At 36.5% G+C, this 12,267-nt stretch carries 8 protein-coding genes and 1 riboswitch; of the genes, 6 read left to right on the top strand and 2 right to left on the bottom strand.

Annotated elements, in window-relative coordinates; genetic code table 11:
- Positions 1-325: 325 nt before the first annotated feature.
- Positions 326-1,165: a tyrosine-type recombinase/integrase gene (locus tag AKG34_RS22055; RefSeq protein WP_053348298.1), complete on the top strand. Its 840-nt coding sequence runs from the start codon at positions 326-328 to the stop codon at positions 1,163-1,165.
- Between the two features lie 202 nt (positions 1,166-1,367).
- Here AKG34_RS22055 and AKG34_RS22050 read toward each other — a convergent pair whose 3' ends face one another.
- Positions 1,368-4,499, bottom strand: a complete 3,132-nt coding sequence (locus AKG34_RS22050; protein ID WP_053348297.1) for an efflux RND transporter permease subunit — start codon at positions 4,497-4,499, stop codon at positions 1,368-1,370.
- A 191-nt stretch (positions 4,500-4,690) separates the two neighbouring features.
- On the opposite strand from AKG34_RS22050, the gene AKG34_RS22045 reads away from it, so the two are divergent.
- The 4 genes from AKG34_RS22045 to AKG34_RS22030 all read left to right on the top strand — a co-directional run bounded on the left by AKG34_RS22045 (position 4,691) and on the right by AKG34_RS22030 (position 9,962).
- Positions 4,691-5,569, top strand: coding sequence for a TetR/AcrR family transcriptional regulator (locus AKG34_RS22045; RefSeq protein ID WP_053348296.1), 879 nt, complete (start codon positions 4,691-4,693; stop codon positions 5,567-5,569).
- Positions 5,570-6,234: 665 nt separating this feature from the next.
- Entirely contained in the window at positions 6,235-6,897 is a 663-nt protein-coding gene (locus AKG34_RS22040; protein ID WP_053348295.1) for a hypothetical protein, read from the top strand.
- Between the two features lie 14 nt (positions 6,898-6,911).
- Positions 6,912-8,171: an efflux RND transporter periplasmic adaptor subunit gene (locus tag AKG34_RS22035; RefSeq protein ID WP_053348294.1), complete on the top strand. Its 1,260-nt coding sequence runs from the start codon at positions 6,912-6,914 to the stop codon at positions 8,169-8,171.
- A 209-nt stretch (positions 8,172-8,380) separates the two neighbouring features.
- A riboswitch (cyclic di-AMP (ydaO/yuaA leader) is annotated at positions 8,381-8,527 on the top strand.
- 172 nt (positions 8,528-8,699) lie between these two features.
- Complete coding sequence (locus tag AKG34_RS22030) at positions 8,700-9,962, top strand: cation:dicarboxylate symporter family transporter (RefSeq protein WP_053348293.1); 1,263 nt, start codon at positions 8,700-8,702, stop codon at positions 9,960-9,962.
- 61 nt (positions 9,963-10,023) lie between these two features.
- Here the strand turns inward: AKG34_RS22030 and AKG34_RS22025 are convergent, their stop codons facing one another.
- Positions 10,024-10,764, bottom strand: coding sequence for a class I SAM-dependent methyltransferase (locus AKG34_RS22025; protein WP_053348292.1), 741 nt, complete (start codon positions 10,762-10,764; stop codon positions 10,024-10,026).
- A 244-nt stretch (positions 10,765-11,008) separates the two neighbouring features.
- Here AKG34_RS22025 and AKG34_RS22020 point away from each other — a divergent pair, with 244 nt between their 5' ends.
- Positions 11,009-11,791 (top strand): hypothetical protein, encoded by a 783-nt coding sequence (locus AKG34_RS22020; RefSeq protein ID WP_053348291.1) that lies wholly within the window; start codon positions 11,009-11,011, stop codon positions 11,789-11,791.
- Positions 11,792-12,267 lie beyond the last annotated feature (476 nt).

Genomic DNA, 12,267 nt, shown 5'->3' with positions numbered 1-12,267 from the left:
TTGAAAAGATCAGCCATCCTTGGCTGGTCTTTTTTGTGTTTATATTTATATTCGTATAATAACGGTCTAAACACTATTGAGTTAACATAAAAGTAGAGAATGATACTGTAGAGGAAAATTGGATGTAGTATAGGGAAGTGTGTAGGATATAGACATACTATATCGAATGATACATTAAATTTACTTTTTATTGTTCGTAAGGGATATTTTTCTTATATCTGTATAATCATACCTGTGTAAAGACAAATGGACAGAATTCTTCGTTTCTAAAGGGATATATGTTAAACTTAACTTAGTTCTGAAACTGTCATTGGGGGAATAGTCGATGGATACCTCTGCTAAAGATGAAATGATTTTTTCGTTTGCTGGATGGTTGAGAGACCAAGGCAAATCAGATAATACGATCAAAACGTATACTGGTGTTCTTTCACAGTTTTGTGAGCAGACACAGAAGATATTAATGGAGATTCACTCTGAGGATATTCAAGATTATCTCGATTATTTAGAAAATTGCAAGAAAAGTCCAGGGACAATTGAAAAGCATTATATTGCTCTAAATGTCTTCTTTAAATTTTTAGAAAAGCCACAGATAATGCTTTCTGTTGAGCGTAAGGTAAAGGAGCACAAGTATGAGGTGCCAGAAACCTTAAGCATCAAAGAGCAGGAGGCACTTTTGAGGGATATAGAGGCAGAGGGGAATCTGAGGAATATTGCCATCGTCTACCTATTATTACATACTGGAATTCGTGTCTCTGAATTATGCGACTTAAATAGTAGAGATGTCATCATGGATACAGATCGAAATTATATCCTTGTCCGGAACGCGAAGGGTGAAATTGATAGGACAGTCCCACTTACAGTATCGGCTATACAACATGTTAAAAATTATCTTTATTCATTAAAAGAAAAAGCAGATCCGTTGTTTATTTCAAGTTACAATCAAAGGATCACTCCGAGATCGGTACAATATATTTTGAAAAAGTACAATGTACACCCACATAAATTACGTCATACATTTTGTCAGAGATTAGTGGATAACGGGATAGATGTACAAACCATTTCCAAGTTAGCTGGTCATAAAGATTTGAACGTCACGAAGCGTTATTTGAAAGATAAATCACTGAATCTTGAAAATGCGATAGATCAGACTTTTACCAAGCATTAATCTATATAAATTAAAAAGGAAGGGGTAACCCTTTCTTTTTTTGTTATAAAAATTGGCATTTGAGACTATGGATTGTCCAGGTTAGGTTTAGAAGCCACCACATTAATACCATCGATAAGAATTATGATGTATTGGATAACGATGTGGGTTCAAATTATCAAACTAAAGAGGGTATCCCAGTATGAGATACCCTCTTGCTTGCTTACTTAGCTGTTCTTTTCTTTTTACCAATTTTCATTATTACTTCATATACTACCGGTACGATGACAAGTGTCAGCAATGTAGAGCTCACTAGTCCGCCGATAACGGTAATTCCCAAACCTTGTGAGATCAAGCCACTGCCTTCTGCTCCTATGGCCAATGGTATTAAAGCACCGATCGTAGCAAGGGCAGTCATCAAGATTGGACGTAGACGGGTAGATCCCGCCTCGAGTAATGCTTCACGTGTCGATAAGCCGGATTCTTCATTTTTGATTACCCGGTCCACTAATACGATGGCGTTGGTTACAACGATACCGATAAGCATGAGCACACCCATCATGGCCGAAACGCTGATGGTCTCACCGGCAATGAATAAGCCTACTAAAGCTCCGATTACCGTGAATGGTAAGGAGAATAGAATGGCGATTGGCGCTAACCCGCCATGGAAAGTAACGACAAGGACAAAATAAACGATAGCGATGGCTGCCAACATAGCGATTCCAAGTTGAGTGAATGATTCTTGGATATCTTCGGTTACTCCACCATAGTCTACAGTGACACTTGCTGGAAGGTCTAATTTTTCAACTTCCTTTTGCACCTCTGATGTTACTGCTGCAACATCATCCGATTTGATTGTTGCAGAAACGTCCGCGTAAATTTTTCCATCGCGACGGCTTATAGTATCGGATGCCTTGCCTTCCTCGATTTTAACAAGCTCTTTTAAAGGAATTTCCATTCCCATTGGAGAAGTGATTTTCGTATTCTCGAGATCTTTTTTATCTTCGAATGTCTTTTCTTCTGTCTCTACATATACTTTGACTTCTTCTCCATCTTTCTTAATTGTAGTTAGAGCATCATCTTTGTTTGAATTTGCAATGGACATGCCAACTTGGGCGGCTGTTAATCCAAGTTCACTAAGTTTCTTCTGGTCTGTTACGAGTGTGTATTGCTCATATGCATCGGAAAGACTTGTATCGACATCTTTCAATTCTTTATTTTTCTTCATGATGTTTTGAATATCATCGATTACTGGTTCAATGTCTTTTTGTGTATTTCCATAGACATAAAGGGTCGTTTCGTTGCTTGATGTGGAAGTGAATTCTTGTTGCTTCCACGTTCCAGGAGAGTCAAGATTGGTTAAATGTTTAATGATCTTTTCTTTCTTTTCCCCGAAGTTTTCGGTGTCTTCATCATAAAGTACATAGAAGAGGGCTGAGTTACTAGAGCCGCCCATCATGCCACTCATCATGTTTTCACCTAGTGTGTATTGGACTGTCTTCACATCATCTTTATCCATTAGGTACTTTTCTACTTTTTCCGTTTCCTTTTCAATATCCTCTTTTAATTCGCCAGGTGCTGGGGTATAAGTGACGATAATCTGCTTCTCTTCATCCGCAGGCATGAAGCTGACACCGATGCTTGGGATGAGGAATAAGCTACCGACTAATAATACTATTGCTGTACCGAATGTGATCAACTTATGGCTTAGTGACCAATTCAGTGCTTTACGGTAGAATCCAGATAGCTTGCTTGGCTTTTCTTCATGTGATTTCAATTCTTTTTCGGAAAGGCCGTTTTTAAATAATGAGTCTGCCATGGCCGGTACAAGAGTGATGGCAATTATTAATGATGCGACTAATGCAAACACCATTGTAAAAGCGAATGGCATGAATAGTTCGCCAACAGGTCCTGTAACGCTTGCTAACGGCAGGTAAACGGCTACAGTAACGATAGTTGATGAAAGGATAGGGATGAACATTTCCTTAGTAGCGGAACGTATTAATTCGCCGCCTTTTAATTGCTCGCCTTTTAATGCCATTCTTCGATAAATATTTTCAATTACGACAATTGAGTCATCGACGACTCGGCCAATAGCAACTGTCATGGCTCCCAATGTCATAACATTTAATGAGATGTCCAATTGTTTGAGCACCAAAAGGGCTGCTAACAATGATAGTGGAATCGAAATGACGGAGATTAGGGTCGTTTTAAAGTTTCTTAGGAAAAGCATGATCACTATGACGGCAAACAGACAGCCGAAAATGGCCTTGCTAATCATGGTTTCGACAGAATCTTTAATCGGTTTGGCTTGATCTAGCGTAGTATGTGCGCTTACGCCTTTAAATTCTTCTTTGAAATTCGAGACTTCTTCTTGTACTTCGTCTACGATTGCAACTGTATCGGCATCCGGCGATCGGGTTACTTGAATCCCGATTGATTCACTACCGTTTGTTCTTGATATAGTCTCAGCCTTACCGGTGATTTTCACATCAGCAATGTCTGATAATTTGACACTTTGTAGTTGAGGAACTGTTGCACCAGGTGCTTGTTCAGGTGATACTTGATTGGTTCCCGGCGCTGTTTGAGTTGGTGTCTTTGTGTTAGAACCGCCTGTTAAAGGTATTTTTATGTTTTTTAAGTCTTTTAAAGTGGAGATGTTTCCATCAACAACAATTGTTTTCTCTTTATCATCAAAGTTATATAGACCAAGTGGCATTGTTACATTAGCAGCTTGGATGACTTTTTTTACGGTCTCTTCATCTAGCCCGTATTGAGCCATCTTTTCTTGATTGAATTCAAGGCTACCCTCATTTACCTGTTGTCCTGAAATTGTTACGGAAGTCACTCCGTCAATTCCTTCAAGTTTAGGGACTAACACCTCTTCGACATTTTTTGTTAGGGCAGGTAAATCCGAATCTTTATCTGTTATACTGAGTGCTACAACAGGAAAAGCGTTTAACTCTAGTTTAGATACGCTGGGGCTATCAACCCCCTCAGGTAGTTCTAATTTTTCTAATGCTTCTTTCACTTCTTTTACAGCATCGTCCATATCCGTATCATAGTCATATTGTAATTGGATTGAAGAAACATTAGCCATAGAAGAAGAACTAACTAATTCAACTCCTGATAAGTTTGTGACTTTTTGTTCAATTTGATCTGTAAGTTTATTGGCTACTTCTTCAGGTGCAGCACCAGGGTATACCGTGGAAATGCTTATTAAAGGAGTAGAGATGTTTGGAATGGTCTCTTGCTTCATGTTTAAACCGGAATATAGACCTGCTGCAACGATGATAATTGTCAGCAACCAGATTGCCAGTTTGTTTTTCAAAGAAAATTTAATGATTGAATTCAAACTTTTACCCTCCATACTTTATATTGTGACTAGTCGGTCATAAACTCAAATATATAGTATATAGATTATGAATGCAATAAATAATATTCAGTTGGTGTAACGTTGTGATTTCAAGGGTTTTGAGATACAATGTGAAAGAAATGACTCACTGGTCATATAGGGGACAATATTTAAGAGATAGGATGAATTTGATGAATGAAAAGCATAAAATAATTATAGATAAGTCCGTAGAGATTTTCGCAGAGAAAGGTTATCATGCTACTTCCGTTCAGGAAATTACTGAAAAGTGTGGGATAGCCAAGGGATCCTTTTATAATTATTTTAAATCGAAGGAAGAGTTGCTTGTTTCAATTTTCAAATATTATTATGGTGCATTAACGGACTCGTTGCTTGATATAGAGTTAGATGATTCTTTATCCAGTAAAGAGAAATTTTTGATGCAAATCATTGTACAAATAGAGCATGTGACAGGAAATACCAACTTAATTCGAATGATGATGCAGGAACAAATGGTTCATATCAGTAAAGAGCTAGATAGTTTTTTACACTATATCCATGAAGAGGGCTTAGTTTGGTTCAAACGTAAAATAGTAGAATTGTATCCAGAAATACCGACAAACTTCTTGCCAGATTGTACTATTATGTTAGACGCACTTTTCAAAGGTTATATCGGAATTTTATTCAGAAACAGACATTCATTTGAAGTGGAGAGGCTGCCTATCTTCATTTTAAATCGGATGGATTCCATTATAAAAGGTCTACATAAAACGGACGATCCTTTATTGAAAGAATTCCCTTTACTTGAATGTTCCATACAAAAAGTGAGCCCTAAAGAGGAAATTAATTCAATCATTCGCCAGGTATTGGAAGTAGGAAAACATAAAGAAAAGGGGTTAGAGACAAGTAAAAATGTTGAAGCGTTAAAAGCAATTCAAGAGGAATTCTCTAAAGTTAGACCAAATGGCATAATATTAGAAGGACTTTTATTGTTTTTAGAAAAAAACGAAAAACGAAATACCATGTGTTCTAAGCTTATCATTTTAATGAAAGATTATTTGACAAAAAATTAAAGATTTTTCTGAAGAGGCATACTGCCTCTTCTTTTATTTAAACCTTTTTCTAAATACCTCCTATATAAATTTCTTCTCATGATTATGATTGAATTTCAAAATTGATTATTAGGAAAGAGTAGGAAGAAGGTACCTTTTTATATGAGGTTGAGGTCAGAAAAGGAAAAAGGGAATGTTAATTTATAATAAAAATTATGGAAATGATAAGTTTGAAAGAAGTCTAGAAGCTTAATTAAATAGCAAGTTTCGTCGATTGATGTAGGGAAAACTATGATGGTTTTGGTCCAGAAGAGTTTTATAGGCGCGAGTTTAATGCATTTCCCCATGGTCAGTCCAGACGCTGGGTTTTTTGGCGTGCCATCGTCGCAAATTCAAGCTTTCCTAATCTGAAAATCCTAACTCAGTCAGGGGTGAAGAATGTGAAGGCGGGGCATCTGAATATTGAAACAAAAGTGCCGTTTGAGGTAGATAAGTATGGAGGGAATATAGTAAATCGTCAATGCGAATCAACGTCTTTAAGCATCATCATTTCTAAAATTAGGGAGACAAAGTATTATTTAATATTAATGTGTTTTTTTTGTTTTATTCATTCCTTATTTCTGCAATTGTTTCCAAAATAAGATAAAATATAGAGTGATATTTCATTTATTGCAGGAGGAACACATATGGTGTACCAGGTCAGATTGTTAAAGGGCATTTTAGAGCCTCATAGGAGTCGTTATCAGCTGCAAAATGCAGAAGCAGTCACACGACTTGGATGGAAATTACTATTATTATATTTTCTTAGTTTCATAGTTTTTGCTGTGGAAGGATATTTTGGCGTTGGATCGGAATCGTTTTCCAAAGAAATTACGAAGATGGATGCTAGTGAATTTGAAATGGGAAAGTTGTTGATAATGGGCGGCAATATAATAGCAGGTCTATTTTACCCTACCATATACTTATTTTTATCATCTCTATTCTTTTGGATTGTTATAGATATCCCATACATAAAATTAGTAATCGTTCAAATGATTATTTTTGGTTTGCAATTATTAGAAAAGGTGTTTCTAATCCCTATATTAGTATTAATGGATATCGGAAACGATGCAAATCCTTTTTCATTGGGAGTTATCAGTCAGTACTTTCTCAGAAGTGATTACTTTATTCACTTTTTCAGTGAAATCACCATTTTTCAATTTCTGATTATTGCTCTGCAATATTTCTATTTAAAGGAATTTTCAGAACGGAATAATTATCTGGTGCTTTTAATGATTGTTCTATTCTATCTGGCCACGTGGTTTGTTAAAGCCTTTTTAGCGTACATCCAAGTGGGCGTATTTGTATAAGGTGGGTGAAAACAATGAAAAAATGGAAAATTGCAGCCGTATCAGTGGCATCTGCTGCATTAATAACCGTTAATTTTTACCTGATCGAGAAAAAAGAAAGCAAAGTGGAACGAACTGTTTTTGCTGAAAACTGGACAAAGGTAAAAAAAGATACAATTACGGATACTTTTCAAACAAAAGGGGTAATTAAACCTGTAGAAGAGTATGATATCTATTTCGATACCAAGAAAAATGATTTTCAGAAATTCCTTGTAAAAGAGGGAGATGAGGTAACGGCTGGATCTTCGTTGTTTGAATATACTTCACCCGAACTGGATGCTCTCAAAGGAAATCTAGAAGCAGAAAAAACTGCCGCTGAGGGTGAAATTGTGGGGATTAATGATTACATTGATAAGTTGAAAGCTTATCAAGGAAGTTTGACAAGTAATTCTAATAAAGCAGTAATCGATAATTCGATAGAAAAGAGCTTAAATATTGATATAACAACTACCTCTTCAGACTTGATTGAAAGTAATATTGAGCAAGAAATGTACAAGCTGGAACTTGAAATAAACCGCTTGGAAGAAAAGGTTGTTATGCTGGATGCTCAATTAAGTTCAATTGAGGAGCAAAAAGGCGCGGTTGAGACGGCGAGTGAGGCTGATGGTGTTGTGAAAAATATCAATAAAAACCTGAATAATCCCATTATATCCATTGTTTCAACAAATATGGCAATTGAAGGGGATTTCTCCGAAGAGGAGATGAAAAAAGCTGAAGTGGGCATGACTATAAAGGCAAGTTCCCCTGATTTAAAAAAGGCGTTGAACGGAACAATAGGTCGTATTCATTCTTATCCAGCAGAGGAGCCATCACTAAAAAAAGATAACAGATTTCCATTTCAGGCAATGATTGAACCAGGAGATGAAGTAACTAAACCTTTGTTGGTAGGGTCAAAAGTCAATCTTACTGTAATAACCAATGAGAAAGCGGGTGTACCCTCTATCCCTGTAGAGGCAGTACATCATAAAAAACAGCCGCATGTCTACAAATTGACTAAAAAAGGCTATGTGGATAAACACTATATTACAAAAGGGCTTAAAGCAGAAGGAAAGCAAGAACTCATAAAGGGACCGGCGGTAGGTGATGTCATCCTAATAGAACCGAATAGGATTGTGAAAAATCATTCTTATTTTGTTACTCCAATTCAGTTTGAGAAGGTGAAATCTGCTAGTTATAAAAAATTCACCACTCGGGAAAAAGTGAGGTATATCTTACTGGGGATGTTAGAAAAATAATCCATTTTTCATTATTTAAGAGAGGGGACATATCAATCAGTTTTATTGTTATTTATATATCCATATAACAAAATTAAGCAAATTAGAGAATGTGTTATTATAGGTAAAATGGTCACCAATACAGAATATTCAGACATTTGTCAAGTTTTTTTCTTAAAGGGACAAGAAAAAATATTTACAGAATAACATTTTTAGTATAATATTTTATTATTAAGTATTCGCTTAATCTTTTACAAGAACGGGGGACCCATTTTTGCGGATTTTTTTCGCTAGGGGTGAATTCAGAAATGAAAGGGCTTTTGTGTTTCCAATTCCTAACCCGACAGCTAACCTCGTCAGCGTCTTTAAGGGAACATGTGTGAATATTCACGCCTATAGGAAATCGACACATGAAGTGTCTTTTTTTTCGGCGTAAAGATAGAGTTTTTCAATAAAAGAAAAATTACTTTCTTTCTATTAGTATCTTGTTTCCCTTACCGAGACAAAATGTTTTTGCATCAAAGACTTTATGGAAGGTGAGGAAAGTAAATGAAGAAATTTAAATTAAGTTTAGCTAGCCAAATTTTTATTGGTTTAATTCTAGGGATTATTGTTGGTGCCATTTTTTATGGTAGTGAAACAGCCCAAAACTTTTTACAACCATTCGGAGACATTTTCCTACGAATGATTAAAATGATTGTTGTACCAATCATTGTGTCAAGTCTTATCGTTGCAGTTGCAGGTGTAGGTGATTTAAAATCAGTAGGTAAACTTGGAGCTAAATCAATATCATACTTTGTGGTGGTAACTATGATAGCGATTGCAGTTGGTCTAGTTTCCGCGAATATTATCCAGCCTGGTGTTGGTGTAAATATGGACAAGCTAGAACAAACTGATATTTCTACCTATGTTGATACAGCAGAAACTAAGCAACATGAATCTTTTGTAGATACAATCGTTCACATTGTGCCATCTAATCCGGTAAAAGCGATGGTAGAAGGCGATATGCTAGCGATTATTTTCTTCTCTGTATTGTTTGGAATTAGTATTGCGGCTATCGGTGAAAAAGGTAAACCAGTATTCCGTTTCTTCCAAGGTACAGCTGAAGGGATGTTCTACTTAACTAATATGGTCATGAAATTTGCTCCTATCGGGGTATTTGCACTAATCGGGGTGACCATTTCCAAATTCGGTTTGGAATCTTTAATTCCATTAGGCAAGTTAGCGCTTACTGTATATGGAACAATGATTTTCTTTGTAATTGTCGTTCTGGGTCTTATTGCAAAATTTGTAGGGTTCAATATCTTTACGTTGATTAAGCTTCTAAAAGAGGAATTAATTCTTGCGTTCTCGACAGCAAGTTCAGAAGCGGTACTTCCGAAACTCATGGAAAAAATGGAGAAAGCGGGATGTCCGAAACATATTGCTACGTTTGTTATTCCGACAGGATACTCTTTTAACCTTGATGGTTCTACATTATATCAAGCGTTAGCAGCTATCTTCATCGCTCAAATGTATGGGATTGATTTAAGCGCTTATGAACAAATTACACTAATGTTAGTGTTAATGATCACATCTAAGGGGATTGCGGGTGTACCTGGTGTATCTTTCGTAGTTCTTTTAGCGACATTAGGAACAGTTGGTATTCCAATTGAAGGTTTAGCATTTATTGCTGGTATTGACCGTATTCTTGATATGGGCCGTACAGTAGTAAACGTTATTGGTAATTCACTTGCAGCAATCGTTATCTCAAAATGGGAAGGTCAATTCAACCCTCCTGCCAATAATGAAAAACTAGAACAAGTTTCTTAATATAAAAAACCAGAGTGATATGTCACTCTGGTTTTTTTTGTGAATTTTAAAAAACTAATTCTTATTTAACAATCCAGAAGCGGCAATCTGATGAGAAAGTGATGACATCATCGCTTTCATGGAATAATTCACTTCGGTAAAAACTTTCTAGGACAGTAAAACCTGCTTCATTGAGACAGTCAAAGACTTCCCGTTGATTAGGTATATGAAGAAAGGTATCTTTTTGTAGGGTCTTTCCAGAGGTGAAAATATCACCAAACTCATATAGCCGGTCATCCTGTTTACCTTCACACCAAATCATTTCTTCCTGCTCCCAAAAATTCAGGTAATTTTCATTTTTGTCACGGTCATGGGTGGTAAAAATGAAAATGCCATCAGGTACTAAAACACGGTTAATTTCTTTTAAAGCTAGAATGCGGTTTTTTCGTTGAGGGATTTGCATTAAACCATTAAAGGTGAAGATTGCTTTATCGAATGATGAGTTATTGAAAGGAAGGTCTGTGGCGTCGCCAAGGATAAAAGGTATATCTAGGTTTTCTTCGCGTGATATTTTCCGGGCTTCTTGTAGCATGGCAGGAGTTAAGTCGAATCCGGTTATTTTATGAAAACCTTGTTTATATAAGGAAAAGGTGGTTCTCCCTGTACCACAACCGATATCAAGGATTTTGTCATCTTGGGAAAAATACTTCTCGAATGCATACTTTTCAGATTGCCACAGGCCTATCTTTTTCGTTGCATCGGCATAAAGGGGAGCGGCTTCATGAAAAGAATTAATGATAAAACCTTTTTCAATTTTATCCATCGTCATTCCTCCAAACCTTTATTTTTACTATAATATGGATATTTATTTTTGTCGAGCTTGGATCTATCTTATATAAATTAAAGGCTGAACTTTTTACATGGTAAGAAATAAAGGCATATATCTTTTACTATGATGTCATAAAATGCAGGTGTGGATTTACATTCTTAATTATATAACCTTCGTGAAATCCAAAAAGTTTGATAAAATAACACTAATGATTGAAAGGATCGGAGGGGATAAGGTTATGAAAAATGAAAGTAATGATATTTTATATATGCATATGCAGGCTTCCGAACGGTTTGTCCTTTTTAACGGTCTTACTTTTCAAGAGTTTGCCTTCTCACTGCCATATACCTTGAATTCCATCTTATTATTGAAACATCAATTCGATGGTGGGGAATATAATTTGAATGTTCTGCTTGAGAGCGTATCATCTGAAGATATTTCTAAACTCCTTAAAGAGAATGTTCGAGGGTATGGGGATTTCTGTTGGATCGATTTTGAAGAGGCAGACGGATTAGATGAATTAGAGGGGAGGGAAATATCGGAACTTTTATATTTAGGGCATACGAAAAATCATTTGGAGCCTCCTTTTTTTCGTAAACTGAATAATCAATTCGTGTATCTTGCTCAGGATGACGGCTGGTTTAATAAAATTTATTTTCGTTCTCTTTCGACATATTATAATATGTTAGGGAGTCTAATTCCATTGAAGTTGGAGCCATTAAAAGTTGAAAGAAATTGGTTGAGGATCAGAAAGAAAAAAGAATTAACGGCTATTCCTGTAGATATCATTACTGCCTTGGCCCCTATTCTGGCAGAGGGTCTCATTTTTTCATTCAGGCATGTTAAGTACTCAAGGACTAAGATTGAGGTTCCGGCATGGGTTGTGGGGGATTATTTAAACATGGATGAGATGTATGACGACTTTTCTGATGGAAAAATAAAAGAACCTGATGTCTTTATCACCTTTCATCGAAAGGAAAAAGTATGGGAGAGTGTTATAAAAAGCAACTCATTCTCATAATACCTCGAAAGTTGACTGGGGTTACATAGAAGGAATTTTTTGCACCCTTGATATATAAGAGGTTTTTAGGTGTAAAACTTACTATCCCATGCATAAAGTAATTAATGGTCAATTTTATCATTGGAAAGCCACCAATGATAGCAGTTTCACTTTTCCCCGCATCAACAGGCTGTAAAGGTAATAAAAAAGGGGAAATTTCGGGTCAACAGCCTGTAAATGCTCGATTGGTTCCGACGCACAGGATGTGCTAGCGCAGGAGTTGCCACAGGACGTGGCGAATTTAGCCTGTGATCTCTCTATTGTAATCATTGGAAAACCACCAATGATAGAAGTTTCACTTTTCCCCGCATCAACAGGCTGTAAAGGTAATAAAAAGGGGGAATTTCGGGTCAACAGCCTGTAAATGCCCGATTTGGTTCCGACGCACAGGATGTGCTAGCGCAGGAGTTGCCACAGGACGTGGCGAATTTAGCCTG

Source organism: Peribacillus butanolivorans, assembly GCF_001273755.1.
In the GTDB taxonomy this organism is placed as follows: Bacteria; Bacillota; Bacilli; order Bacillales; family DSM-1321; genus Peribacillus; species Peribacillus butanolivorans.
Note: the sequence above shows the minus strand (reverse complement) of the source record. Positions and strands in the feature narration are given on the sequence as shown.

Excerpts from the sequence above, each read along its gene's own strand:
- AKG34_RS22055 (WP_053348298.1), top strand. The coding sequence starts at position 326 with ATGGATACCTCTGCTAAAGATGAAATGATTTTTTCGTTTGCTGGATGG.
- AKG34_RS22045 (WP_053348296.1), top strand. The coding sequence starts at position 4,691 with ATGAATGAAAAGCATAAAATAATTATAGATAAGTCCGTAGAGATTTTC.
- AKG34_RS22040 (WP_053348295.1), top strand. The coding sequence starts at position 6,235 with ATGGTGTACCAGGTCAGATTGTTAAAGGGCATTTTAGAGCCTCATAGG.
- AKG34_RS22035 (WP_053348294.1), top strand. The coding sequence starts at position 6,912 with ATGAAAAAATGGAAAATTGCAGCCGTATCAGTGGCATCTGCTGCATTA.
- AKG34_RS22030 (WP_053348293.1), top strand. The coding sequence starts at position 8,700 with ATGAAGAAATTTAAATTAAGTTTAGCTAGCCAAATTTTTATTGGTTTA.
- AKG34_RS22025 (WP_053348292.1), bottom strand. The coding sequence starts at position 10,764 with ATGGATAAAATTGAAAAAGGTTTTATCATTAATTCTTTTCATGAAGCC.
- AKG34_RS22020 (WP_053348291.1), top strand. The coding sequence starts at position 11,009 with ATGAAAAATGAAAGTAATGATATTTTATATATGCATATGCAGGCTTCC.